This window comes from Gimesia sp. (assembly GCF_048262075.1).
In the GTDB taxonomy this organism is placed as follows: domain Bacteria; phylum Planctomycetota; class Planctomycetia; order Planctomycetales; family Planctomycetaceae; genus Gimesia.
On record NZ_JBLXFK010000010.1, the window covers coordinates 204,503 to 228,937 of the forward strand.

Annotated in this window: 22 protein-coding genes; 11 read left to right on the top strand and 11 right to left on the bottom strand. The window is 51.8% G+C overall.

All coding sequences use genetic code 11. The features are described 5' to 3' along the window. The first annotated feature begins 97 nt into the window (after positions 1-97). A complete protein-coding gene (locus tag ACN0YH_RS19540; protein WP_417381264.1) occupies positions 98-1,483 on the top strand; it encodes a hypothetical protein in 1,386 nt (461 codons plus the stop codon). A 39-nt stretch (positions 1,484-1,522) separates the two neighbouring features. On the opposite strand, the gene ACN0YH_RS19545 is transcribed toward ACN0YH_RS19540, so the two are convergent. Both ACN0YH_RS19545 and ACN0YH_RS19550 read right to left on the bottom strand, forming a co-directional pair. Beyond that, positions 1,523-2,059, bottom strand: a complete 537-nt coding sequence (locus ACN0YH_RS19545; protein WP_417381265.1) for a hypothetical protein — start codon at positions 2,057-2,059, stop codon at positions 1,523-1,525. Positions 2,060-2,167: 108 nt separating this feature from the next. Further along, positions 2,168-2,512 (bottom strand): hypothetical protein, encoded by a 345-nt coding sequence (locus ACN0YH_RS19550; protein WP_417381266.1) that lies wholly within the window; start codon positions 2,510-2,512, stop codon positions 2,168-2,170. 208 nt (positions 2,513-2,720) lie between these two features. On the opposite strand from ACN0YH_RS19550, the gene ACN0YH_RS19555 reads away from it, so the two are divergent. Beyond that, the gene (locus ACN0YH_RS19555) at positions 2,721-3,365 is read left to right on the top strand and encodes a pentapeptide repeat-containing protein (RefSeq protein WP_417381267.1); all 645 of its coding nucleotides are present in this window, start codon (positions 2,721-2,723) and stop codon (positions 3,363-3,365) included. Positions 3,366-3,545: 180 nt separating this feature from the next. Further along, a complete protein-coding gene (locus ACN0YH_RS19560; RefSeq protein ID WP_417381268.1) occupies positions 3,546-5,171 on the top strand; it encodes a hypothetical protein in 1,626 nt (541 codons plus the stop codon). Between the two features lie 109 nt (positions 5,172-5,280). Here ACN0YH_RS19560 and ACN0YH_RS19565 read toward each other — a convergent pair whose 3' ends face one another. Both ACN0YH_RS19565 and ACN0YH_RS19570 read right to left on the bottom strand, forming a co-directional pair. Continuing rightward, complete coding sequence (locus ACN0YH_RS19565) at positions 5,281-7,566, bottom strand: peroxidase family protein (protein ID WP_417381269.1); 2,286 nt, start codon at positions 7,564-7,566, stop codon at positions 5,281-5,283. 355 nt (positions 7,567-7,921) lie between these two features. Continuing rightward, positions 7,922-9,238 (bottom strand): hypothetical protein, encoded by a 1,317-nt coding sequence (locus tag ACN0YH_RS19570; RefSeq protein ID WP_417381270.1) that lies wholly within the window; start codon positions 9,236-9,238, stop codon positions 7,922-7,924. Positions 9,239-9,556: 318 nt separating this feature from the next. On the opposite strand from ACN0YH_RS19570, the gene ACN0YH_RS19575 reads away from it, so the two are divergent. The 3 genes from ACN0YH_RS19575 to ACN0YH_RS19585 are packed head-to-tail and all read left to right on the top strand — an operon-like array spanning position 9,557 to position 12,421. Next, the gene (locus ACN0YH_RS19575) at positions 9,557-10,561 is read left to right on the top strand and encodes a 6-bladed beta-propeller (RefSeq protein ID WP_417381271.1); all 1,005 of its coding nucleotides are present in this window, start codon (positions 9,557-9,559) and stop codon (positions 10,559-10,561) included. Between the two features lie 19 nt (positions 10,562-10,580). Next, positions 10,581-10,925 (top strand): hypothetical protein, encoded by a 345-nt coding sequence (locus ACN0YH_RS19580; protein ID WP_417381272.1) that lies wholly within the window; start codon positions 10,581-10,583, stop codon positions 10,923-10,925. Between the two features lie 44 nt (positions 10,926-10,969). After that, the gene (locus ACN0YH_RS19585) at positions 10,970-12,421 is read left to right on the top strand and encodes a metallophosphoesterase family protein (RefSeq protein ID WP_417381273.1); all 1,452 of its coding nucleotides are present in this window, start codon (positions 10,970-10,972) and stop codon (positions 12,419-12,421) included. A 441-nt stretch (positions 12,422-12,862) separates the two neighbouring features. On the opposite strand, the gene ACN0YH_RS19590 is transcribed toward ACN0YH_RS19585, so the two are convergent. Beyond that, positions 12,863-13,630: a BPL-N domain-containing protein gene (locus ACN0YH_RS19590; RefSeq protein ID WP_417381274.1), complete on the bottom strand. Its 768-nt coding sequence runs from the start codon at positions 13,628-13,630 to the stop codon at positions 12,863-12,865. A gap of 28 nt (positions 13,631-13,658) precedes the next feature. Then, the gene (locus tag ACN0YH_RS19595; RefSeq protein ID WP_417381275.1) at positions 13,659-14,960 is read right to left on the bottom strand and encodes a peptidase C45; all 1,302 of its coding nucleotides are present in this window, start codon (positions 14,958-14,960) and stop codon (positions 13,659-13,661) included. 236 nt (positions 14,961-15,196) lie between these two features. On the opposite strand from ACN0YH_RS19595, the gene ACN0YH_RS19600 reads away from it, so the two are divergent. From ACN0YH_RS19600 to ACN0YH_RS19620, 5 genes are all read left to right on the top strand, one after another. After that, a complete protein-coding gene (locus tag ACN0YH_RS19600; RefSeq protein ID WP_417381276.1) occupies positions 15,197-16,063 on the top strand; it encodes a hypothetical protein in 867 nt (288 codons plus the stop codon). Positions 16,064-16,074: 11 nt separating this feature from the next. Then, complete coding sequence (locus tag ACN0YH_RS19605) at positions 16,075-16,548, top strand: hypothetical protein (RefSeq protein WP_417381277.1); 474 nt, start codon at positions 16,075-16,077, stop codon at positions 16,546-16,548. A 164-nt stretch (positions 16,549-16,712) separates the two neighbouring features. Next, the gene (locus ACN0YH_RS19610; RefSeq protein WP_417381278.1) at positions 16,713-17,456 is read left to right on the top strand and encodes an SDR family oxidoreductase; all 744 of its coding nucleotides are present in this window, start codon (positions 16,713-16,715) and stop codon (positions 17,454-17,456) included. Between the two features lie 88 nt (positions 17,457-17,544). After that, a complete protein-coding gene (locus tag ACN0YH_RS19615) occupies positions 17,545-17,937 on the top strand; it encodes a HEAT repeat domain-containing protein (RefSeq protein WP_417381279.1) in 393 nt (130 codons plus the stop codon). Between the two features lie 31 nt (positions 17,938-17,968). Then, positions 17,969-18,988 (top strand): transglutaminase domain-containing protein, encoded by a 1,020-nt coding sequence (locus ACN0YH_RS19620; RefSeq protein WP_417381280.1) that lies wholly within the window; start codon positions 17,969-17,971, stop codon positions 18,986-18,988. Positions 18,989-19,016: 28 nt separating this feature from the next. Here ACN0YH_RS19620 and ACN0YH_RS19625 read toward each other — a convergent pair whose 3' ends face one another. From ACN0YH_RS19625 to nadE, 5 genes are all read right to left on the bottom strand, one after another. Further along, positions 19,017-20,492: a sulfatase gene (locus ACN0YH_RS19625; RefSeq protein ID WP_417381281.1), complete on the bottom strand. Its 1,476-nt coding sequence runs from the start codon at positions 20,490-20,492 to the stop codon at positions 19,017-19,019. 88 nt (positions 20,493-20,580) lie between these two features. Next, positions 20,581-21,195 (bottom strand): adenylate kinase family protein, encoded by a 615-nt coding sequence (locus ACN0YH_RS19630; protein ID WP_417381282.1) that lies wholly within the window; start codon positions 21,193-21,195, stop codon positions 20,581-20,583. 217 nt (positions 21,196-21,412) lie between these two features. Further along, on the bottom strand, positions 21,413-22,018 hold the full coding sequence (gene rpsD / locus ACN0YH_RS19635) for a 30S ribosomal protein S4 (RefSeq protein WP_417381283.1): 606 nt from the start codon (positions 22,016-22,018) through the stop codon (positions 21,413-21,415). Positions 22,019-22,351: 333 nt separating this feature from the next. After that, positions 22,352-23,365 carry a polysaccharide deacetylase family protein gene (locus tag ACN0YH_RS19640; RefSeq protein WP_417381284.1) on the bottom strand — a complete coding sequence of 338 codons (1,014 nt, stop codon included), beginning with the start codon at positions 23,363-23,365 and terminating at the stop codon, positions 22,352-22,354. Between the two features lie 62 nt (positions 23,366-23,427). Further along, complete coding sequence (gene nadE / locus ACN0YH_RS19645; protein WP_417381285.1) at positions 23,428-24,411, bottom strand: NAD(+) synthase; 984 nt, start codon at positions 24,409-24,411, stop codon at positions 23,428-23,430. Positions 24,412-24,435: the final 24 nt, after the last annotated feature.

Below are 24,435 nucleotides of genomic sequence, written 5' to 3' on the forward strand. Positions count from 1 at the left end.
GGGCTGTCTTTTTTTACAGGTCAACTTGAATGTATGCCCGGTTGTCTATATTGTGAACGTCTGTTTTGGTTTGTTGTGATTGATGAGGGTCAGGTAGATGAGAGTACTGATTACGGTTGCCGTTTTGCTGTTCGGTTCAGTTCCTGCTCAGGCAGAGTTTCCGTCTAAGAACTATGAGATGGGTTTTGAGACTGTTACCGTCTTTGAGTATAAAAAAACGCTCCGCGAAGCGTATGCAGCGATTCCGGATTTTCCGCCTCGCACAGAGAGCGCGGTGATCGTGAGATCGGTCGAATCGAACTCGCGTGCTTCCCTGGCTGGTCTCAAAGAAAATGATCTGATACGCGTGATTAACGGCAGCTATCTGCGGTCCCCCAACGCAGCCGATCAGAAACTGAGCGTGATCACCAATCGGGATCAGTTGAAACTGGGCATCATTCGTCGCGTGGAGGACAAGTGGGATCAGATTGCGATTACTCTGGAACCCATTTCTGATGCAGCGGCTCTCAAGCTGAAGCTCAGGAAACTCCCTCGCCTGGATGGTGCATTTCTGCCTTACCATCGCATCAGCCACAAGCACGCGCCAGCTACCCGCTATGCTCCCAACAATTTTCAATTGTATTTTACCGAGAGAGCAAACCGCCCCGAAAAACTTTATTTGCAAATCGCCCAGCTCCTTCCCGGTCATCCCGGACCCGGTTCATTTATCGTGACGACCGCTGGCGACCGTTTCGTGTTCCAGTCTGAAGTTGTACAACCCCATCAGCGGGGACTATTCTTTGCGGGGTCTCTGCGCAGTCCTGAATGGGAACCGGTCAAGACTGAAATATTACTGATTTTAGCTGAGGACTGGCTCAACGAAAAACGACAGGAGTTTCAACAGGTCGAAGCAACACATAAACAGGAATTCAAAGAGTTTCAGTTTGATCAGAGTCGCCGGGACAAAGCCTATCAGGAACTCAATCAACGGCGGTTGTCCCTGATCGCCGACATGGAGCGAATCAATCAAAAAATCCAGACAGCGGAAAGAAATCACCAACTTTTAATGCAGCGAAAAGAACGGCTGGCGAACCCGAGAAATGTGCGGTCACGAAATCAGTTCAAACTGACTGACGAAGCCCGCGAAGCAATCAAGTCACATTTTACTGCCTTAACTTCTGAGCAGAAAGACATAGTCACTCGCGCGTTTCGGTCTGGAATCTCACTTGGTTTTAAAGAAGCGGAACTGCTTCAATTAGAAGAAACCGGTCTGGCCGAACAGGAAATCAGACGAAAGCAAGAGAAGCTAGGCTGGCTCTGGGTAGATGCTCCGCTAGCGCCCGAGCAAATCCCCATGCTCCGCGCAATCATCGCCGCCCCGACCGTTACGGTCCATCACGAAAGCACTCCGGAACAGAAATTCGAAGTGACTGCCGAACAGAAGGAGCAAATGCAAGTGGTTCTGGATGTGTTCGAAGCCGAGGGGAGGGAGGTCGGGGAATAGTCTCTCAGTAATTTACTGGATCGTGTCTCCACATCAGAATCAGGAACTTTTGAACTCTTTTAACAGTTCTGCATGCTTAAAATCAACCGCGTTCCAGCAGGAACTCTCTACCGGTTCGGGGAGAGTGTTCCAGGCAACAATCATCTGAAACGTATTTTCGCTGCCTTTTGCTACTTCGGGCAGATCCATTGAGACACCTTTTACGTTGCTGCCGATTGATTCGGGGTATATCTGCTGGTCTTTGGAAAGTCTGGCGTTAAGACACTCTTCGTCTTCGGTGCCAATCATCAGAATCGTGTGATTGTTTTCCCAGGAGTGTGCATAGAGATGCTCTCCGCAGTCAATCGCATGATCGGTAAATTTATGTTCGAGCAGACGGCATTCGAAGATCAGATTATCAACCGGTTCATGGCAGTGAACTCTCAGCAGGATACCAATGCAACCTGCCACTGACATCCCGGCCGGAAGTGCGGGGGACAGCGGTATCGAATCGAGATGAATCGAAACGGCTTTCGTGACGCCGAACACGAAGAAGTTGATTTCGCCCAGAGGGGTATTGATGGTGAGATATTGCATATTTATCCAGAAAATCAACAGGTAGCAGGCCAGAATGCCAAGTGTTTATTCTTTGATTGAGAACCAGTCGAGGAGAAAATCTACAAGACTTCTAAATTGGGGGCCGTACTATTCAAACCGACCATCGAAACCGATTGTCCCAAATACCCAGTCTTGATTTGTATTGTATGCTTCACAATTTCCTGCAAAGTCGTCACCAACAATTAATATGCCTTTTAGATTCTCAGCGGTAACATCGTCGTAGATCTCAATTGGTTCAGTCGGTATGTGAATCATATAGCTTGATCCGGCAATGGGACCATATCCCAGTGTCGTGTAGAGTCTTCTTAAATCTTCTGGCATTCGGGAATACTTAGTTTCTAATTCTAATAACCAGTTAGATTCGACCGGCATGATTTTAGTATCATGGGAATTATGATTTAAAAAATTAAATAGTCTGGAAACAGAATCCATTCGTTAACCTTCATTGCAGGTTTAGAATTGTAATCGTTTTACATGTTGGCCCAGAAACGATCGACTATTTAATATAGATACACAACGATTTCATTTTATGTTGTATCTAAGAGAAGAAAATATTAAGTAAGTTCATGGCTGAGTATATAGTTTATCAGAATCGATTGTTTGAAGGCAGTTGGTACCAGTCATTTCTGCGAGAAGAATTATGAACGTTGACTCTCATCTGTTACGTCTGGTGCATCACATTTTGTTTCGCGAGTGGGATCCTTTAGGCGTCAATGCCGATGAAGCAGCAGCCAGAGAGTATTCCAGCTACATCGTCGGCATTCTCGGATTACTAAAGCGGGGAGCGGATGAACGGAAGCTGTTATTGCATCTGATTCAACTGCAGGAGACCACGCTGGAGATCAGCCCGCCTGATCCGGAACGGGATCGGGTGATCGCCTCGCGACTGCTTGCCGCATATGAGATTGCACAGAGGGGGATTCGACCAGCCCGCTCGGCGGAAGAGTTGCTCGAACGTTACCAGTCAGGAGAACGCGTTTTCAACGGGAGTCGAATTGTGACAGACGATCACAAGGTTTTGTCAGGATGCAAGCTGGATGACCTTGTACTCCGAAATGCTTATGTGAAGCTTTCATTTCAGGGAGCGTCACTACGAGGCGCTGATTTCTGGGATGCCGAATTGAAGGGATCTGATTATTCTCAAGCCGATTTGCGGGGAGCCCAGTTTCACGGAAGCGTATTGGGTTTTACATCCTTTCAGGACGCGCGGCTGGAAGGGGCGCAGTTCAACGAAGCGTGTTATCATTTGCGCATGCTGAAAACAGACGAGTTCCCTGACAGTTAGTGAAATACTCTTCACCAGCCTCATCAGGCATGTGTGACATAGATTTATTCGCAAATCAGTCGGTACTTCAGATTGAGATCTCAGGCTCATTTCCTCACGAATTTCATTGCTTCCCCGGTTCAATTCTCTACACTGAAACGCATCTCTTATATCTCTTTCTTTCTTCCGGGGGGCAGGGTGATGCGCTGGAGTCTGTTGCTGGTGGCGGGGATTTTCTGGGCTGGGGCGGCTGGTGTGTTCGCTGCTGAAGAAGACGGTGATAAACAGGGCGGTGCTGCACACGGCAGTTATTTCGATGAGACGCAGGCGACGACGCTGTTTGCCTTTGATGAGGTTTCGCTGCCGTTTTCGCAGAATCTGAAACTGGTGATGCGGTCGCCTGAGCGGCATCCGGCGAATCCGGTTGTCAAACGCGGGGGAGCCAGGGAGCCGGATTCGTGGGCGGTGCAGTTTTATGGTTCAGTCATTCGCGTGGGCGATGTGTATCGAATGTGGTATGTGGCGGCGGGGGAGGATCGGCTGGATAAAAGTGTCCCGCGCTCGGCTCCATGGCGGGTCGCTTACGCCGAGAGCCGCGATGGCGTGCACTGGACCAAGCCGGACCTGGGGCTGGTAGAGTACGCGGGGAATCACAAGAACAACCTGGTGCAGGTCGAGCCGCACATGGGCATTCTGAACGTCAAGGTGCTCTACGAACCGGACGATCCTGATCCGTCGCAGCGGTATAAGATGGGGGCGCATGTCTGGTTCCCCAAAAACAAGGTGCGGCTGGGAACGCTGGCGACCTACGCGAGTGCCGACGGCCTGCGGTGGAAAACGCTGCATGCTGCGAAACCGGTTGAGGCTGAGTTGCAGGTGGAAGAGATGCTGCTGCCTCCGTTACATTTTGAGCCGGTGGGCGGGCTGTATAAATGGGATGGTCTGTATTATGTGAATGGTCAGAATGCGATTGTGGCGTCGCGACCCTATCACGGTCGGGTGGTGCGGCAGTTTATTTCTCCCGACTTCAAAACCTGGTCGCAGGCGAGTACGGTGGGTTTCATCCGCCCGCAACAGCATACCCTGCTGGGACCGGGGCGCAGCCGCGAGGGAGAACAGAATCACGAAGGGGTGAGCGTGTGGAACCGCGGGAATGTGCTGCTAGGTATTTCCGGGATCTGGCATGGGGGCAAAGCATGGAAGGATGTGACCATCGACCTGGGCTTTGTGGTCAGTAATGACGGCGTGCGGTTTCGTCAGCCCGCGCATGAGTGGACTTTTCTGAAACGAGGGGCCGACGGCGAGTGGGACCAGGGAGGCTTACTGCAGGGGCAGGGCTTCGAGAATATTGGCGCGCAGACTTTTGTGTATTACGGTGCCTGGGATCCGCGCCACTGGCAGGGTTCGCCGCCGCGCGGGGGAGTGGGCATTGTCACGCTGCCCCGCGACCGGTTTGCCGATTTGCGGGTGGATGATACGACGACCGGGAAAGGTGACTACCAGATGCCGGTCACGACGAGTGAATTTCTGACCGCCGCGATTTCCCGGAAGGGAGACGGACCCCAGCAGTTCTTCATGAATGCAGAGGGTCTGGGCCCCGAGGCGCGGCTCAAGGTCGAACTGTTGAGTGCGAACGCGGTCCCGCTGCCGGACTATGCGGGAGCGCAGGCCGCAGTCGTGACGACGAGCGGGTTTCAGACGCCGCTGGTCTGGAATGGTCAGACGGAGATCACGGGGCTGCCGGAACGGTATCGGCTGCGGGTGACGTTTGAAGGAGAACGGAAAACCGAGATCCGGTTCAGTGCGCTGTATGTACGAGCGAACTGACATTGATTTTGGTAGCCAACAAAAAAACGCCCGACAAGGTTTAGACCTCATCGGACGCTTGCGCGGGGTTGCCTGGTTGCTTTGTTTTCTGAAGTGAATCTATCAGCCTTTATCGACGGCGTTTTCTGGGTGACATATCTAACACTTTACCCAGTTCGGAAGAGGCAAAGACCTGATCCAGCATGCCGTGATCGTCGCGGTCTTTTCCCGCATCTCGCTGGTTCGCTCTCTGCCGGTCTGGACCTTGTGTGTGGCGATGATTGTCCTGGTGTGGTGGCTGCGCTCTGCCGGGAGGTCCATCATGCCAGGAGTCGCGTCGCACCATGTCCAGCACGTTGACATCGATGTCGGCTCCGTCAGCGACCTGGATAGAGTCCTCTGTGTTGGTGTGCTGAATGACAATTCGTTCGATGCCCGTGAATTCCAGTTCCATGCCGTTGACTTCAACAACGCTCTCGTTCACGACGATCGTATCACTCTGCTTCGTGCCGTTAACGATCAATGTGTCAGCGTGTCCTTTGCCTGCTTCCACAATCACACCGCCAGGCAGATCTGCCGGGGTGATGCCTTTGAAGGTAATGTGCTGCGATCCGTGGTTGCCGCTTGTCAGCATTAAACGTTCGACGCTGTCCAGGGGCTGAGTGCCGATCACCCGCCTGGTTCTGTTGTCGACGACTTCCAGATTCCCGTCTGTCACGCGAATGGTAACGTCGGTGGTGCCGGTTTCCGCCAGGTCGATTTGCATCACAGTAGGAGCAAAGAAGACGTTTTCCTGCAGCCCGGAGACATCCGAGTTGCGTTCGATGACATCGGCGAGCGTTGTGCCGTTGATTTCATCGAGTGCTTTACCGGAGAACACGTTTTCGTACCAGAAGCGATCTCCATCGCGGAGTCGCTGGAACTGATCGATGATGATGAACGAGAAGGTTTCGCCCATGCTTGAGCCCGGCAGATGATCTTCGGCGAGGCCGCCGACCCACAGGTCGATGTTGTCAACGGTGCCGTACAGTTGTTCCAGGCGAGCTGCGACATCGGGATCGGAGGTGATGTCGGAGAACGTTTGCACGGCATCCAGACCCAGGGCAACCCGTGTTGAGTTGTAATCAGAGAGTCCATGGTCGCGTCCACGCTGGATATTCAGCGACGCCAGATCAAAACCGCCTGATCCCGGAGGGCCAAACAGGAAGTTGCGTACATCGTCGACGACCTGGTTATCAATTTCCTGCGCCAGGTTGACGGTCAAGCCGCGTAGCAGAGAATCAACGCCATTGTTTTCCACCTCACTCGGATTGAAGAAGGCGTTCAGCAATGCGAGATTGCCTTCGTCGGCGGTGTTGCCATTCTCGTCGAGCCGCAGGAGTTCGGACGACAGCATCGTATGTCCGAAGCGATAGGCGGCGGTGGAGAACTCATTGGCGATACTCGGATCGACGGTGGGATCGTACCCCTGGTAGCTGCTGATGGCATTGGAGCCGAACAACGCGGGCAGAAATTCATTGAAGGTAATCGCCTGTAATTCAGCGGAAACGATTTGCCGCGCCTGTTGATACAGTTGTTCGTCGGTCAGACCTGGGTCTTCTATCGCCAGTTCGGTGGCAATTCGATTATGTTCGCGCATCCAGATCGTCTGCATCGAAATCAAAGCCGCGTTTTCGTTGGCGCGAATGTCGCCGGCCAGAAAAAATCCGTCATCTCCATAGGGGAGCAGATTCCCATCGCTGGTCTCCAGCAGCCCTCCTTGAAATGTTCTCAAACTGGCAGCCCGCTCAGCATCCGAGCCATAGATCACCGAACCATCGATGAACGCCGTAATCTGATTGATCTGCTGCCGAACGCCGTTTTCGTCTACCTCGTAGTGGGAACGGTTTAAGCCGATTACGTCATCGCCTGAGCCGTCTGGATCGAAATAGATGTCACCGGTCGGAACTTCGATCGGATATGATTGCAGTGGATTACCGAATTCATCGTGCGCGGCTTCGGTCAGGGTGATGTCGTGATCGATAAACTGGCCCCAGACCCAGAAAATATCAGTCAGGTAACGGTCATTGGTTTGTGATGTGTCCGCGGCAGCGATGACATTACTGATTTCGCGGGCACTGGGGCGGTCTTCCCCGGCTGGTGTGTACTGGCCGTCGCTGTAGTCTGAGTCAGCCAGCCGCAGCAGTTCTGTATCAGTACTGCCGTATTCCGGGTTGTCGACGTTGTTACCGGTTCCGTCGATCGACGCATATTCGGGCGTCGTATTGGAATTTGATTGCGATGTGTTATCGTCTGTGATGTCTGTTGCCAGGGAATTGACTGCCGACAGCAGTTGACGATTTTCAAGGTGCTCCACGGCGGAAGAATGAGATGCTTTACGGGATGCCTGACGGCGATGTGATTTTGGGAATAGCATGATGTGTTCTCCTGAAGCGTGCAGTCGCTTGCGCGCAGTTCTTTAGAACTGAGCGACAGAAGCCACCAGACGCGTGGTTGATTTGTAATGACGAAGGCCCGCCCTACAAAAGAGTTGATCAACCGGATAACCCAAGACTGCGGGGTATCCTAAGAGAGTCTCAATGATCTAAAACGGAAGCCCACCGCAGCAATCCACCGAATTTGACAGAAATATCTTCAGAAAAATCAAAATGATCGGTGATCGAATGGATGAATCGAAAGTGGTCTCTCTCCCCAACAAAAAAACGCCCGACAAGGTTTGCACCTCATCGGACGTTTTCACGGGGTTGCTTGCATCATGCGGTGCCTAGTCCTTAAAAGTTGGCAGTTGGCAGACGCGTCATCTGCACGGTTGCTTCGAGCTGGGGACCATCGACTGATTCGAGCAGTTCCAGTTCCAGGACGCCGCCCGATTCTGCGATCACCTGTCCGAAGGTGGTATCGTCGGTGATGACGACGTCGTTACATTTCGTGATGACCATACCAGGTTTGAGTCCGGTCAGATCAGCGGGAGAATTGGCTTCAACCGATTCGATGCCGATGCCTTTACCGGGTAACATCAATCCTTTCATTCCCAGGTACCAGCGAACGTCTTCGACGATCTGACCGTTGGGAGCGACATAGTCGCAGGTCGGGTAGACGTAGTTGCAATACTGGTAGTTGTCTACTCTGCAATTTTGCAGTGGTGTGCAGTAGTTGAACCACCACCAGGAAAAACGGGGACGATGGTTGTGCCAGTGATGGCCGTGGTTTCCGTTGTGGTGTCCATTGTGATGTCCACCGTTATGGTGTCCGCCATGATGACCACCGCCGTTGTTTCCGTGTCCGTTATGACCCTGGCCGGGATTTGGTTTAGGCGGACGTGGTTTGGGAGGACCATTGCCTACGGGAGGCTTTGGATTTGGTCGTGGTTTGGGTGCCCCATTACCTGGACGAGGACGAATTCCGCCCAGACCTGGTCTACCGTTACCGATACCCGGATCAATGGGTTTGATTGAAGGTCGTGGCTTGGGGGCGCCGTTACCGGGACGCGGACGGATGCCGCCATTACCAGGTCTGCCGTTTCCGATACCCGGATCGATAGGTTTGATTGAGGGGCGTGGTTTAGGAGCGGAACCGTTCGCAGGTCGCGGACGAATTCCGGTGAAGGGTTTCTTCGTCGGTCGATTGAATCCGCCGCCGGTCGGTTTGCCGTTACCGATGCCCGAATCAATGGGTTTGAACGTCTGGCGTGGGCGTGGTGCTGAATTCACTGTTTTGGGTCTGACATTCATCTGTCGATGGTCGCGGGTGAATTTGGTATTGCCGGTCCGATGATCACGGATGTTACGCGTTGTGGGCGTACGATGATCGCGAATGGTGCGACTTGTTGGTTTTCGGTTCGTTGTTGTCGGTGTTTTGCGGACGTTGGAAAAGTTTCGGGTTGATCGCTGTGACGATTGCATTCTCGGTGCCCGGCTTTGTGTACGACTGCGAGAGGAGAAGTTATTGGACCGTGAAGAGCGGGAAAAGCTGGAACCGCCAGAGCGTTTTGAGCCACCGGAGCGGCCGCGATTACCGGCTTCGACATCCAGCAGGCTGGTGCTGAAGACCATAGTGATGATCATCAGGCTGAGTGCGATACGTTTCATTGTTCTGTCTCCTGAAATGGTTTGTTATGGAAAGTGAATCTGTTTCACGTGTGATTCACAGTTGTGTGGCAGGTTGTCATCCCCCCTGCATGAATTACCAAGCGAGCGCCCGGTAAATGTGTTACAGGGAGATTGAGAAAAAATCAGGAATTGCTCGGAAATGCTGTTTTTGATGGCTTTAGTTGCAATGTGTGGCACGGAGGGGGATACTGGTAGGGATGGCAGCCGACCTTGTATGGTTACTGTCTGTCATTACTTACAACTTTTGAGAATGGCCCGCCATTCCACTCTGACATTCAATCAATGGGAATCCGGATTATGAAAAAGTGCTTGAATTATATTGCGGTGGCTGTGGTATTCAGCGTAACGGTCTCGCTGTCGGCGGCAGAAAAAGTTGCACCAGTGCGGATGGGCAGCGGGATCATGACCTTCGATACAGTGCCCGGCTGGGGCTTTGACGAGCAGGGACGCTCGGTCCTGGGACCAACCCACGGCGGCGTCGTGATTGATAAAGCGGGGAATATCTACACGAGTGCCAAAATTGGCGTGGTTGTCTTTTCTCCTGATGGCAAAGTCGTCAGGCGTTTTCTGGGTGATGAATATTCCAACATTCATGACATGGAAATTCGCGAGGAAGCAGAAGGCGAATTTATTTACGGGGCCCGCAATGCGAACGCGGAGGGCATCAAGTTCAATGCAGAGACTGGCGAGATGATTCTGAAACTGCCGTTCCCGGAAGAATCGGGACTCAAACTGAAGAAGTTCGCCCCGACGGCAATTACCGTGGCTCCCAATGGTGACATCATTCTGTCGGACGGCTACGCCAGCAATTACATTTTCAAGTTCGACAAGAACGGCAAATACAAGTCCCACTTCGGCAAGAAGGGGAACGGGTTGAAGGAATTCAATACCGCGCATGGCATGACACTGGATACGCGTTACGATCCCCCGCGGCTGCTGATCTGCGACCGCAATCATATGCCCAAAGGACGACTGCTGCATTACGATCTGGATGGTAACTTCATTGAAGAAGTGATTACCGGACTGGGGATGCCAACATCGGTTTCGATCCAGGGCGATTACGTTTCGGTTCCCGACCTGCACGGACGGCTGGTGATTCTGGACAAGACCAACACTATCGTGGCCGTTCTGGGGAACAATGAAGATCCTAAAACGCATCGTAATTTCAATGTGCCTCAAGATCAGTGGCGGGAAGGCATCTTCAGCGGCACCCACGGTTCCTACTGGGACGAAGAGGGTAACCTGTACGTGCAGGACTGGAACGTATCCGGGCGTTTGATGAAGCTGGTGCGGGTGAAATGACGCGGGACGAGAAATCAGCATGGACAGATCAGCCTGGATTGCGGGTGAGCTTGCCGAATGGCCGACGAAAACTGTGATGGCTCAACTTCTAAAGCAGGCTGGTCTGCGAGTGCATGTGGGACAGTATTCGATACAAATTGAAGTTGGTGAAGGAATCGGCTTTTCATTCGTAGAATACGGCGGTGATCTGGGTGATCCCGCCGTTTGTGCGGAGGCTGACACCGCTGAAGATTTAATGTGTGCAGCGAAACGTGTTTCCAATGTATTGACAACTGCAAAGCTGCGACATCGATTTGAGATTTACGACCATCGTCCCACCATGGCTGGATATCTTCATTATAACTGGCCGTTGAAGCATGAGTGACAACAAGCTTACGCATGGCAGACTGATTGCTGAGGAGTAACATAATGCGAAAAAGACGCGACTCAATTGTTATACGCTCTCCAAGATTGCCGTTGATTGTCGCAGTTTGTGGTTTTTGCTTTTGTCTGCTTACTCAGACGCTCAATGCACAGGCGGAGCCGACTGCCGTGGATGGCTGGGGAGAACGCCGTCTGCTTGAGGAACCGATCACGGAAGGGGTGATCTGGGTCCAGTGTCAGTTTGAACCTTCGAAAGACTGGAACAGTGGCGCGTTTTTTGATCTGCGGGGTAAGAAGTCGAACGACATAATCGCGCGAATTGCGGCGGAGCCTTATCAACGTAAAGGTTCCGATGAGAAACAGATCCGCTGGCATTCCGTGTATGAGCGTCCCGACTGGCGTCTGTATACTTTTACTCCGTTTGAATCCCGGGCTTATACCCTGACGATGCGGGTCGACCTGGATCGCAGGTCGTATGCCTGCTGGGTGGATCAGCAGAGGCTGGGCGAGGACCTGCCTTTAACGAGCAGTGCCGCTGTCTCGCAGATTTACCTGGGAAATGCGGGCACACCCGATGACGCGGCGCAGGGGAGTCAACTGGTTGTTTCAAAAAAAACGCCAAAGGGGTTTGAGTTCCCGCGCCTGTTGCCGGAAACAGAGGACGGGTTGATCTTTCGTTTTGCCGCCGTGGGAGATCCGCAGTTGGGGTTTGGTGGATTTGAGGCGGATCAAGTGCGGTTCGCGCTGGCCGTCGATCAAATCAATCGGTCGGGAGCTGAGTTATCGCTGATGCTGGGAGACATGGTGCATACCAAAACCGATCTGAAGGCGTATGACGCGATGCTGGAACTGGTCAAAGGCTTCGCTGCGCCTTACCACTATGTGCGGGGTAACCATGAGATTCCAGAACTGTTTATCCGCTATTTTTATCGCGAGCTGCATTACGCGTTCGTACACAAAGGGGTGCGGTTTGTGGTGATTGACGCCGAGGGGAATCATGTGGGCATGAGCGACAGCCAACTGGACTGGGTCGAAGCGGAGTTTCAGAAAGCAGAAAAAGCGGGTGAGGAAATTGTGATAGCGTTGCATGTTTCTCCCTGGCAGAATAACGAACGGGGCCGGGGAAAATACAACCAGATCGGGGTCGGACGTGACCGGTTGAGGGCACTGATGAAACAGTACCAGGTGCTGCTGTGCCTGAGCGGGCACTACCACCGTCCGGTGTGGCATGGTCATGAAGAAGAGACACACTACCTGGTGCTGGGGGGAACAGCGATGGTCAGTGCGGGGAGTTTCGGCTGGTGCAGTTTCGATGTTTATCCCGACCGGATTGTGATGCATCATAAGCCGCTGTTCTTTGCCTATGAGCGGTCAGACGTCAAACAATTACATTCGGCACAGGGCTGGTTGAGCTATCAGGAGATCAAAGCACAGCATCCCTACACACAGCAGGGCCCCCTGACGATTCCCCGAAAGCGACCGGTTACCGGGAAATAATTGATTCCCGATGTGAACTGCCTGTTTGCTGACTGCAGAATGTACCGTGTGCCGAACTGGGGCGATCAGGGGCCGAACCGGCGCGACAGGGGTGTGAACGGGGTTTGAAAGTGGTCTGAAGTGCGTCGACCCGCAGTTTTATTGTCGGTGCATAGACTGAACTAAATCGGGTGGGTGATATCGAGTATAATCTCTATCTGTAGCGTGGAATGGACTGCTATTGCTTAGGGATTTCGTTTTCGGGTTAATCAGGAGATACATCATCAGATTTCGCTAAGTCGAGTAAAGGACAGGGAAAGCGGGGAAACAATAATTTGCCTCGCGCGCGACGCAGTTAACGCATAATGTTCCGTTGCGGGAGCCTGTCAAGCTGATCGTTGCGAAGTGGTCTGGAATATTCTTGGTTGAGTGGTGCTGAAATCTGCAGTGAAAGAAGCAGGTTCAGTCCTGGTTGGCGGCCCAGTAGATGCCTGAGGCGATCAGGGAATGCGGGCCGTTTTTGAATTCGGCGTGCGGGCTGAAGCAGATGACGCGACCGGAACCGAATTTGGAACGGATGATGGCGTGGGTACCTGTCATCGCTTCAGCCGGGGCGCCGTTACGGGCGACTTCGGATGTGAAAGAAGCGAGGACTTCATAGCCGGGAAGGTCGGGCTGATTGTCGGGGACCAGCAACGGGCCGTTGGAGTAATAGATGTTGTATTTGGATTGGGTTTTACTGAGGACTTCCTGGCCGGAAGGAGTTAACTGAATGGAGACGTTGCTTTTGCCCCGGTTCCAGTGGGAACGATCCCAGACGCGTGCATTGATGATATCGAGCGACCAGTTGTAATGCGAAGAAGCCAGATAAGCACCGGCACAGATGCCAACGTAGCCGCCTCCCTCTTTTATGAACTTGCGGACTGCGGCCCGGCCTTCCGGTTTAAGTGCTTTTGCCTGACGGCTGCCACTACCGCCGGGCATGATGACGACGTCAAAGTTTATGAGCTTTCCGTCGCTAATCTCTTCAGGAGAAATGCTCGTGCATTGAAAGCTGTTCTCTGGGGTCAGAAAACGCGAGAGGTTTTCATAACCTTTGGAGCCGGATTCGGGGAAGTCAAAGATGGCGACGCGAACCGGTTTGGTTTTCTCCGCGTGAACTTCAGGAGGATGAATTGAAAATAGTGTGATGCAAAATACGATCAGCAGAAATTGTGAAACAGGTCGCATGGGAAGAGCCTTCGAACTAAGTATAAATTCAGGGAATCACAATCGTCTTTTTGACAGGAGCAAACGCGGGCGGCGCTGGAGCCGGGAGTGTTACCGCGGCCTGTTTCATTTCGCGAAGTTCCTGTTGCATGGCGGTCATCGCGAGATCTGCCATTTTCTGATGGAAGCGGGTGACGGCACCGGCAGAGTAGCCGTGCTCCTTGCGGGCCTGCTGAAAGGTGCGAGTGAGTTTCAGGATCTGGTCTTCGACGGGCCAGAGATCAGACCAGATGCCGGGCAGGTATTCGGTGTGGATGCCTTTGCCGTCGTCGGATTTACTCCAGGCACGCAAGGTGATCGCGATTTCGCCGAGTTCAGCTCCCTTGTCGTCTGCGAGTGGATCGGCGATTTCCTGCACTTCGACCCAGCAGGGGACAGCGAGGGAGAAGCTGGGATTACCAAGGATGGTCCACATCGTCGCCAGTCGGGGATCTTCCCCTGGTTTCACGCCTTGAAAGACGGCAGCGGAAACGGTGGTGGAACGGCTGATGGTATTGTCTGTTTTAATGACTGTTGGCAGCGTTTGTTTTACACCGTTGACAGTGCCGGGCCAGGGAGTGCCTTTTGTATCGGAAAGATCACGCGTCAGGTTGCGGATGAGGTAATCGACGGTAATGCCTTTCTCTTTTTGAAGATCGAGGCGGGAACAGGCCTGGGAATAGCGTTCTGCAGAGTAGATCTTTCCCAGTTGTTCTGGCGTGGGATTAGCGGGAAAATCGCGGGCGGTAGTGGCGAAGTTCGAACGGACGATGTAGCCGTGAGGCGCGACCGCCGGGTCGTTGGCATCGAACATCGTAAAGCTGGTAGGACCGGTTTCGAACAGGGCCGCGCCCCCCTGGGCATCGATGACGCCGAAATTGGCGACGGTGCGTCGACCGGTCTGATTGGTTTTCTCGAGCAGTTGTTTGAAGTCGGCGACTGTCCTGCAGGTTTCCAGCGCCTGTTTCATCAAGCGACCATTTCCCGGTCCCGATTTTTTCCCTTTTGTGGCCAGATCCTTGCTCAAGGAATTTTCGATACAAAAGCCGGCTTCGTTGACTCCCATGAAAACCGTTTTCCGAGCGCCGGCATTGACGACGGCAGTCCCGCGCAGAGGCCCTGTCGTGAGCAGAATGACTTCGTTGTGTATATTAGAGGTGTCGCGGTTTTTCCAGAGCAGCGGGCGTCCGTCGGCTGTTGCTTTACCGCTGATGACGGCAGTGGTGCAGGCGTCAGCAGGTTTCGTGATCGATACTATGAGCAGGATCAGCAGAGTACAGAGGCGAAGCAGCCGAGTAACATTCACAGGCATCGCTGGCGTATCCTTTACTGGAGAAAATCTTTAAGCCGTTTCAGTTTCAGAGGTTATTCATCTTGTCCTGATATTGTGATATCCAGGCAGAATCCTCTCAAGCCATTCGACGCGGTTTCCGTAAGCTGCATCAAATCTTCATATTGTGCGAAAGATCGGTTAGCAGGGGAATTAAAAAATCTCAAATTCAGGGGTGATGGTCAAAGAAAATCTGTATCTGCCGGGGCATTTGTTTTATGCTGATTGATAATGAGCAGCGCAGGGATGCTTCGCAATATTCCCGTGTATTCAGAAAGGGGACTCTGGTGCAGGAGACACGCTATACTGAGAAGCAGATTCTGTACGGAATGTATGAATGCTGGTGTGATGCGATGGGAACAGATTCTACCTTTGATGCAGAGACACGGGTTGATCTACATATGAAGGCGGATGAATTGTGGGATGAAATCGATCTGGCGGATATCTTTTATCGGTTCGAAAAACAGTTTGATTTTGATTGCACGCTGGAAGAGTGGGACCAGGAGTTGGGACTCGGGTTCGGCGGGCCATTTCTGAGTGTGGAAGAATGGGAACGGGATGTCGCGCCAAAATTTACCTTCGGAGCGATAGCGCGATTTATTCAGAAGCGGGCTATCAATACGGTTTCTTTTGAACCGGTGACGGTGATTCACAGGGAGTGTGGTCCGGCGGGAGCATTTTACGGGATCGAACAGTTATTTGGAAAATTGCCTTATGAAGAACGGTTTGGGCCGAGCACAAAAATCATTGATGTATTGCGCGGACGCAATTTGAATCGTTTCTGGAGTGAACTCTGGTGGAGAACCGAGTTCGCTATTCCCAGATTGTCAAATTCCTGGCGGGACATTGACGGCTGGGGCTGTCTGATCGGGGGGCTGGCAATTGTCGCTGCGATACCCATTTCGATTCTGACTGAAAACTATCTGTATCTGTTCGTGATGGCTGTGTTTGCATTTGCCACCTGGTATATCGCATTGCTCTGGCAGTACTGGACTAACCCGCTGCCACCCGAGTTACAGACGTTTCGCGATCTGGCAGTGCTGATTGCCGAGCATAACTGCGATGCAGTGCGGAAAAACGTTTAAAGGGAGTTTCTATGGTTCTCTTCTTTCGGTTGTTGTTCCTGCCTGTGCTGGCTGTCATCGCCAGTAGCAGTGGAGAATCTTTAAAGAAAGCGTCAGACGATCAACCGCCGGATCTATGGTGGTTGCAGAGCATCTTTCGAGAAGATCAAGTGTTAAAGAATACGCCTGAGATCGTTTCCAGAAGGTCTGCTGGAGATGATGTTGTCGTAACCATCAGGAATTCGGGAAACACGAGATTAAGATACTCCTCTGTCGGCTCAAGTGGGATTCAGTTATTTCAGGAGATCGACCTGGGAGGGAAATGGCAGTCTTCCAGCTGGGACTGGTGTGGAATGGGGAAAGAAAGCTTTTATTTGAACGCTGGAGAAACCGTTGAGTTAAGAGTTCGCTACTGGGACACGGAACATCGAGAACGTATGTTGGGACATTTCATAGAAGAGGGGACTTTTATTTCAGGTATGATTGTCCTGGCGACGGAAGAATAAATTCTCAGTGCATCAAAAGTGGAAGCAAATACGGGGTCATTCGAAGATGAGGAATCAGATGAGGGATTGTCTCACTTGAGCCGCGGCCTAGAATGTCTCTAACGTTTAAACAAGCTTGCTGTGAGCTGATCGCGGGTGATTTAACTCTAATAAAGGATTCTGAAATGGGCTATGAGATTCAGGGGCAGGTGGCATTGGTTACGGGAGCCAACCGCGGGATTGGCAAAGCGATTCTGGAAGGACTCCTGAAAGAAGGGGCTGCCAAAGTGTATGCGGCTGTTCGCGATACATCATCGGTGGCTGGATTGATTGACGCCTATGGGGATCGTGTGGTTCCGCTGGAATTTGACCTGACAAAACCGGAGCTGATCGAAAACGCGGCGAAAGTGGCGAGTGATGTGTCGCTGGTTGTGAACAATGCAGGGGTACTCAAAACGACAACGGCACTCTCTGAGGATGCCCTGAATTCTCTTGAGTTCGAAATGACTGCAAACGTCTATGGCTTGATTCGCGTTGCTCAGGCATTTTCGCCCGTGCTCAAAGCGAATGGCGGTGGAGCACTAGTGCAGTTGAATTCGGTGGCGTCTTTGAAGAGCTTTCCGCAGTTCACGACGTATTGTGCTTCCAAAGCAGCCGCTTATTCTGTGACACAGGCATTGAAGGAGATGCTCAAGGAACAGGGGACGATGGTTGTCAGCGTTCATCCGGGACCGATTTCTACGGATATGGGAGATGCGGCCGGTTTTGAAGAGATTGGGGAACCACCGGAGTTGGTCGCCGATGGGATTGTCGCCGCTCTGAAGTCTGGCGAGTTCCATGTGTTTCCGGACTCCCTGGCAAAAAATGTGGGAGCCGCCTATCAGAGTTTTGTGGAAAACGTCATCGAAGCAGAGATGGTGGAAGGTTAAAAGCAGGAGTTCCCGTTTCATTCCAGGCAAATCAACGACAGTTTTAGAAAAGAGAATCTCTCCCTCACATTGTACTTTGAGGAATCTGATGTATCGTTACTGCTTTCTCCTGTTATTGCTCATTGGCTGCAATTTTGCTCCACCAATTGATTATTCCACGCTGACGGTCGACGAGTTACGAAGCAAGATGACCGACACGGATCCTAATGTCCGCTGGCAATCGGTATTTGAACTGGAACGCCGCGAGGAAGGCGGGGTACAGGCCGTGAAAGAACTGACCGCCCTGCTGGATGATAAGAATGTGGAAGTGAGACGCGTGACTACCCAGGCATTCGCTGGGATTTTTATGGAGGCAAATCCACCCTATTCGAAAGATTTAGAACAGGCAATTGTGGTATTGAAGAATAATCAGGATACTGATGAGGTGGTTCAGTCCGGAGTGCGAATTGCGCTGGGGATTGTGGAAGCAAAACAAAAATGAAAGCTGGAATGACTTTCACAGGAGAGAATCGATGTGGCGGTTTTTGATTCCGTTTCTATTATCTGGTTCGAGTCTGCTGGCTGCGGAACCTGTTTTTGATGCCATTGATTATAATGCTCCCGAGAAATATCTGATTACTCCTGTCAGCCTGGGAGATCAGGCCAGGATCAAATCAGAGGCACTGAAACTGAAAGCAGACACGGATCAGAAAACGGTTTCCAATGTACTGGACTGGATGAATGCCAGTCTGAAATATCAGGCTGATCTGGCGTATCAGTGGCGTAACTTCGATTCGGTGATCGGGGATGGCTGCTATGGTGGCTGTGCTGATTATGCGATTGCCTGTGGTGTTCTGCTGAAAAGTGCCGGCATCCCGACGGTCTGGGTGAAAACGATGGATGTGCCCTGGATCTGGACTTTGAAACGAGGCGACTCGTTTCAGACCTGGTCGGGGCATGTGTTTCTGGAAGTTTATCTCGATGGAAAATGGGTGCTGCTGGATCCGGGAGCAAAACGGGTCTATCTGAATTATTCACCCGAGACGCGAATCCTGCCGGGGAATCGCTTCGCCTATCATAAAGGCAATGATCCCAAAACAATGATCATGTCTTTGCAGTGGGAAGCCTGGAAACAACAGACCAAAACGTATTTTTCGAAACTGGATCCGAGCCTGCTGCCCGTTGATACAGCAGCGTCATTTGTGCTGGGGAAAACCTGTTTTGTGATCGGCAATTCCCCTTATTATCAGAAACTGACGAAGCTGGCTCAGGAGAAAGGATTGACTGTGGCCAAGTCGTTCAATACCGGATACGACACCTATCTACCGCTGGCGAAGGGGCATGTTATTTACATCGCGACACACGCAGGACATCCTACGGTTCCCATCGCGACACTGGAAAAATATTTCCCCAACGCTTCAGCCGGGATTAAGGAGGGACGGATTACTATCGAGGGGACTGAGATTCTGTTTATCGAACTTCCCAGAGAGGTCTCTTTGAACGAGAAGCAGAAAAAATTACAACAGGAGAAAGCAAAGCTGCCTGCAAAGTGAATCGGCAGCTTTGACTTGTGATTGATCTTCAATCCACGCGGCCGGGCTGGCGATTATTTTTGCCTTTACGTTTGGTACCGGAATCGCCGAGGTCTGCGCGGGCCTGTTCTCCCAACGCAGTCAGGCGTTTGACAACTTCGGGATGCTGGTCGGCGACGTTTTTACTTTCGCTGACATCGTTTTCCAGATTAAAGAGAGCCAGGTCGGTTTTCTTCTGGATGTAGGGGCCGGGGGTGCCTCCGGAACCGGGTTTGTTTTTCAGGCTGCGATAAGGATGGGAGAAATGCAGTTTCCATTTACCACTACGGACGGCGTTGAGATGATCGCCCCAGTAGAAGTAGAGGACGTCGTGGGGAGATTTTGCTCCCTGTTCACCGCTCATCAGCGGCCAGATATTCTTACCATCGATAATACGATCCTGGGGAACTTTGCCGCCGGTGAGATACGCGATGGTGGGAAGCAGGTCGATGGTCATTGCCATCTGGTGGCAGACGGAGCCCGCCGGAATCTGACCGGGCCAGGCCATGATACAGGGTTCACGTTGTCCGCCATCCCAGGCAGTACCTTTGCCTTCACGCAGAGGGAGTGCCGAGCCGGCGTGATCGCCGTAGGAGAGCCAGGGGCCATTATCGGAGGTGAAGATGACCAGCGTATTCTCTTCGATACCGTTTTCTTTGAGCGCCTGTCGAATCTGGCCGACCGACCAGTCGATTTCCATGATCACATCGCCGTAGAGACCCTGTTCGGATTTGCCTTTGAATTTCTCACTGACGAACAGGGGGACATGAGGCATCGAATGTGGAACGTAAAGGAAGAAGGGTTTGTCGTGATTTTTATTGATGAAGGAGACGGCTCGTTCTGTGTATAAAGTGGTGAGCTGGGTCTGTTCCTTGCCGGTGACTTTGGGATTGATGACAGTTTCGTTTTCGATCAGCGGGAGATCGGGGAAGCGTTTGCCGGCAGTGGGATGGAAGGGCCACATGTCGTTGGAGTAGGGGAGCCCGAAATATTCATCGAAGCCATGTCGGGTGGGGAGAAATTCAGGGAGGTGTCCCAGATGCCATTTACCGTAGATCGCAGTGGCGTAGCCTTGTGGCTTGACGACTTCGGCGATGGTGGTTTCTTCAGCATTGATACCGATTTTGGATTGGGGGCCGAGTGCACCGCGGATGCCTACACGATTGGGATAACAGCCGGTAAGCAGTGCGATACGTGAAGCAGAGCAGACGGCTTGAGCAGCGTAGAAGTCGGTAAAGCGGACTCCTTCTTTTGCCATCTGATCGAGATTGGGGGTTTTGATATTGGGAGACCCGAAGACGCCCACATCCTGGTAGCCTTGATCGTCGGTGAAGATGATAACGATATTGGGATGCTGACGGTCAGGACGGGCGACTGCGTCGTTTGACAGCAGAGACAGAAATGCCAGGCAGATCATCAGAAAGCTGATTCCAGGGAACCGTTTTTTGACGAGCTGCGAGGAATATCGAGTTTCAGTATCGACCATGAAATTACCTTTCCGGAGAGCGATCGAGTGTGGAATGATTACCACCAGCTTAGCGGAAAGGAGAACTTGTTTTCAATGCTCGTGGAGATTACTCTCCTCGGAAGTGGGCTTCCTGCACGGGAACGAGTTGTTCCAGGCATGCAAATAAAACACCGGCTGGTGACCCAATGGCGTCAATATGAGCAATGATTTCTTCAGGGTAGCAGCTGAGAACGAGGGCCGATTCTTCACGGTAGATTTCGAAGCGGCGACGGATGACGGTTTCATTGGCATCGTCGGCACGGTTTTCACGGATCGCACGATGACGGATGCGGTGGATCATTTCCTCTTCATCGCTACAGGTCAGGTGCAGGACTTTCAGAACATCAATATGCTGTTCCAGGATTTTGGCCTGTTGGATATTCCGGGGAATTCCATCGAGGATGAGAATATCTTTGCGTGGTTTGTACATGGAGAGGGTGGCGCGGGCATCGAGGCCCTGCTTCCAGATGCGAATACTGAGGTCATCGGGAACGAGTTCGCCGCGAGAGCTGTATTTGTATATTTCCTGACCTTCCGGCGATTCAATATCGATCGAGCGGAAAACATCGCCGCTGGAGAGGTGAAAGAATCCGGGAATCTGACCGAGGATTCGTCCCTGGGTTCCCTTACCAACGCCGGGAGCACCAAACAGCAGGACGGCTTTTCTACGTTCCGTCGCCATAGTTATGCCTCTATGTATCAAGATCGATCGTGGTTTCAGTAGCCACAGTGGTTACTGCTTTTTGTATCCAGACAGGCAGCCTGAATTCCGTTTATTACAATAACGTTTCGGCAGACAATTCTCACCCTAGTGGGGTAGTTATTAATGAATGTAAATAAAAAACACTCCGAAAAACCGGACAGTTTTTCGGAGTGTTGAAATGATTTGCTGGTAACTTTTAGCGTGAAATCAGAGCGACGACCTGACCGACGTCAACCGGGAGGCTGACATCTTCCATGGTGGGAGCAGTGACAACAGTGGCTGCCAGTTCTTTTTTGTCAAGTGTGAGCCATGCACATCCGGGGCGACCTGACTCAATCAGCTCTGCGTAAAGCTTTTTGAGATTAGGACGATTTCGGACTGTAATGACATCGCCGGGTTTGACCCAGATTGATGGTTTATTTACGGTCTGACCGTTCAACTGGAAGTGGGAGTGTACGATTCCCTGGCGGGCCTGAGGGCGAGTCTGGGCAAAGCCAGCTCGGCAGACAACGTTATCGAGACGGCGTTCGCAGAGAACCAGCAGGGCTTCCCCGGTGTTTCCTTTGATACGGCGAGCTTTGTCGAAGTACCGACGCAGCTGACGTTCACGCAGACCATAATAGAATTTGATCTTCTGCTTTTCGATTAAAGCCAGACCGAAGTTAGATGCTTTGCGACGACGTTGTGACATTCCAGGTGGAAGGTTCCGCTGGTCCAATGCACGTGTTGCACCTGCGTCTTCAAAAACCAAAGCTCCCAGACGACGGTTGACCCGTCCTTTTGGTCCTGTGTAACGACCCATTCAGAGTTTCTCCCAGATTAATCACAAGCTGCCGTACAGTTAACTCGTTGAACGGCAAAGAAATATACTTAAGGACTGATCGAAGTAAACTATTTTCACATAATAGCTTACATTCAAATGCCAAGAGGATCAGACCAATTTGAGCAGTCAGGGTCTTGAGTTACATTGCTTAAGAGCGCGTAACACAACCTTTAAAGCGGTCCGCTGTTATCGCAAATTCAATAAGAATCGTCAACCAACTGGGCAGCAGGATCAGAAAAACTCAGAAAATATCAGCTAACAGAATGAGGAAATGGATCGAGGCAGGCTGGTTTTCTGGTATCGTGCAGGTTCTTATGTACACTTTTTGCTGCTGAAGACCTGTGGGATCGAAACCGAAGCACGAAACAGGGAGGCGGGTTCTTCGGATTCCACTGCAATACGGGGAAGGTCCCACTGATCAGGTTTTCCGAGTGGAGCAAAGCCGCCGTAGTAGCTGAAGCCCCACTGGAACCCGGCTTGAGTCAGACAGTCCCTGGTGTGTTGGTTAAAGCAGTCTTTATCGCCGACAGGGTAGCTGAAGCTGGTGATCTCCTGTCCGATTTCTGTTTCAATTCGCTGTTTGCAGTGTTCAATTTCAAACTTTTGAATCTCAGGGGAGTGCCGGGACAAAATGGGATGGGTGACAGTGTGGCCGCCGATGTCCATGCCGGATTCGCTCATTTCGCGGATCATATCCCAGGTCATCCAGACGTGGTCTGCGATTTCCTGCGGGCAGCGACCTGCGCCAGTTGCTTCTGCCAGAAAGTTCATGAAATTTTCTGTCTGATCGCCGCTCAGCTTTTTGAAAATACTCAACAGGTTTTTAATCGATTGCTCACAGTCATCCGGATGTAGCGACAGGCTGTTGCCCGTCAACTCATTGGATTGAATCTGTTGCCGCGTTGCGCTCCGAACCATCCAGGAGATTTCATCCCACCAGGACACTTTTCTGTCATCGAGAAAACCGGTTGTCAGGAAGAACGTCGCGGGTGCGCTATAAGATTTGATGATGGGAAACGCCCATTCATAATTATCAAGGTACCCATCATCGAATGTCACAAGAACATACCGCCCCCGTGGCTGATTCCAGATATGATCCAGATCCCGGATGCGGATCATGTCGAAGTTCAGGCTGAGAAATCGAATCTGCTTTTCAAAATCTTCTGCGGAGGCACTCCATAAATCATGATCGAAAACGGAATTGTTGATATCACCGACACGATGGTAGTTCAATACCAGCAGACCATTCCAGACAGAGGCATTGCGGGCGAGACAATTCATTCCGGTCCAGTCGAGCGCTTTGGCCAGCAGTTCTTTTTTACTCACAAGGCGGGTTCCTTTCAGACGATTTTTAATCTGTCGATACAATATCATCTTTCAAGTGCATCTTAGATGGATTCAATCAGCTGTGGCGGCAGATGCAGGTAGAGGCCTGCTTTGCGCTTGGATTCGATGTCACCATAGACCAGGGCGACCTGTTCGGCTGGCAGATCAGTACCTGCAGCAACTTCCTCTGCGGTATAACCGTGATTCAGGCCATACAGGCAGCAGTCGAGCTTGTCGTAGGAAACAGCAAAGAAGAATTCTTCCTGGGACTGTTCGAGAGAATAAGTGTCTGTCGTCGGTGGACGCATCCGAATGACTTCTGGTACTTCGAGATACTCGGCAAGCTGGTATACTTGAGTTTTATACAGATGGGCGATCGGTTTCAGGTCGGCTGCGCCATCGCCGTTTTTGACGAAGAATCCCTGATCGTATTCGAGACGATTGGGAGTGCCGGGAACGGCGTAGTTCAAACGGTCGGCGTGGTAGTATTCCATCATCTTGCGACAGCGCTGTTTAAAGTTCGTGGCTGCGACAATCGTCTGGTAGGCAGATAAAGGCAGACGTTTTTTGATGAACTCGCCTTCAGGGGTTTGTACGACGACTGAAAAGACTCGATAACCCCCCTCTTTCAACAGGTTCGGCAGAACGATTTTTGATTTCCAGTGTGGTTCATATTCCGGGATCACCTGCTTGATGGCGACGTCGCGGCGTTCATAACAGCCTGCTCCCTGCAGCATGGGAGAGATGTTCTCCACGATCGCTTCTACATTGAAATGATCTGCCAGTAACTGACCATAGGTTAAACTTTCGTCCTTGGTGTCGTGTTCGGGCATCATGATTCCCAGCACCCGGTCTGACCCAAAAGCCCGCACGCAGAGGGCCGTCACAACACTACTGTCGATGCCCCCGGAAAGCCCCAGGACAGCGCCTTTTTTTCGCATTGTTTTACGAACGGTTTCCTGCATCCAGTTGACAATGCGATCTGTCTCTGCTGCGCAGTCAAGGTTCAGTAATTCAGGTTGAAAGGTTCTGGTTTGTGTGATCATGGTCATTTCATCCTCATGGGTTGT

What these genes read in the sequence shown, in the direction of transcription:
- ACN0YH_RS19540 (WP_417381264.1), top strand. Translation starts at nt 98, where the DNA reads ATGAGAGTACTGATTACGGTTGCCGTTTTGCTGTTCGGTTCAGTTCCT.
- ACN0YH_RS19545 (WP_417381265.1), bottom strand. Translation starts at nt 2,059, where the DNA reads ATGCAATATCTCACCATCAATACCCCTCTGGGCGAAATCAACTTCTTC.
- ACN0YH_RS19550 (WP_417381266.1), bottom strand. Translation starts at nt 2,512, where the DNA reads ATGGATTCTGTTTCCAGACTATTTAATTTTTTAAATCATAATTCCCAT.
- ACN0YH_RS19555 (WP_417381267.1), top strand. Translation starts at nt 2,721, where the DNA reads ATGAACGTTGACTCTCATCTGTTACGTCTGGTGCATCACATTTTGTTT.
- ACN0YH_RS19560 (WP_417381268.1), top strand. Translation starts at nt 3,546, where the DNA reads ATGCGCTGGAGTCTGTTGCTGGTGGCGGGGATTTTCTGGGCTGGGGCG.
- ACN0YH_RS19565 (WP_417381269.1), bottom strand. Translation starts at nt 7,566, where the DNA reads ATGCTATTCCCAAAATCACATCGCCGTCAGGCATCCCGTAAAGCATCT.
- ACN0YH_RS19570 (WP_417381270.1), bottom strand. Translation starts at nt 9,238, where the DNA reads ATGAAACGTATCGCACTCAGCCTGATGATCATCACTATGGTCTTCAGC.
- ACN0YH_RS19575 (WP_417381271.1), top strand. Translation starts at nt 9,557, where the DNA reads ATGAAAAAGTGCTTGAATTATATTGCGGTGGCTGTGGTATTCAGCGTA.
- ACN0YH_RS19580 (WP_417381272.1), top strand. Translation starts at nt 10,581, where the DNA reads ATGGACAGATCAGCCTGGATTGCGGGTGAGCTTGCCGAATGGCCGACG.
- ACN0YH_RS19585 (WP_417381273.1), top strand. Translation starts at nt 10,970, where the DNA reads ATGCGAAAAAGACGCGACTCAATTGTTATACGCTCTCCAAGATTGCCG.
- ACN0YH_RS19590 (WP_417381274.1), bottom strand. Translation starts at nt 13,630, where the DNA reads ATGCGACCTGTTTCACAATTTCTGCTGATCGTATTTTGCATCACACTA.
- ACN0YH_RS19595 (WP_417381275.1), bottom strand. Translation starts at nt 14,960, where the DNA reads ATGCCTGTGAATGTTACTCGGCTGCTTCGCCTCTGTACTCTGCTGATC.
- ACN0YH_RS19600 (WP_417381276.1), top strand. Translation starts at nt 15,197, where the DNA reads ATGCTGATTGATAATGAGCAGCGCAGGGATGCTTCGCAATATTCCCGT.
- ACN0YH_RS19605 (WP_417381277.1), top strand. Translation starts at nt 16,075, where the DNA reads ATGGTTCTCTTCTTTCGGTTGTTGTTCCTGCCTGTGCTGGCTGTCATC.
- ACN0YH_RS19610 (WP_417381278.1), top strand. Translation starts at nt 16,713, where the DNA reads ATGGGCTATGAGATTCAGGGGCAGGTGGCATTGGTTACGGGAGCCAAC.
- ACN0YH_RS19615 (WP_417381279.1), top strand. Translation starts at nt 17,545, where the DNA reads ATGTATCGTTACTGCTTTCTCCTGTTATTGCTCATTGGCTGCAATTTT.
- ACN0YH_RS19620 (WP_417381280.1), top strand. Translation starts at nt 17,969, where the DNA reads ATGTGGCGGTTTTTGATTCCGTTTCTATTATCTGGTTCGAGTCTGCTG.
- ACN0YH_RS19625 (WP_417381281.1), bottom strand. Translation starts at nt 20,492, where the DNA reads ATGGTCGATACTGAAACTCGATATTCCTCGCAGCTCGTCAAAAAACGG.
- ACN0YH_RS19630 (WP_417381282.1), bottom strand. Translation starts at nt 21,195, where the DNA reads ATGGCGACGGAACGTAGAAAAGCCGTCCTGCTGTTTGGTGCTCCCGGC.
- rpsD (WP_417381283.1), bottom strand. Translation starts at nt 22,018, where the DNA reads ATGGGTCGTTACACAGGACCAAAAGGACGGGTCAACCGTCGTCTGGGA.
- nadE (WP_417381285.1), bottom strand. Translation starts at nt 24,411, where the DNA reads ATGATCACACAAACCAGAACCTTTCAACCTGAATTACTGAACCTTGAC.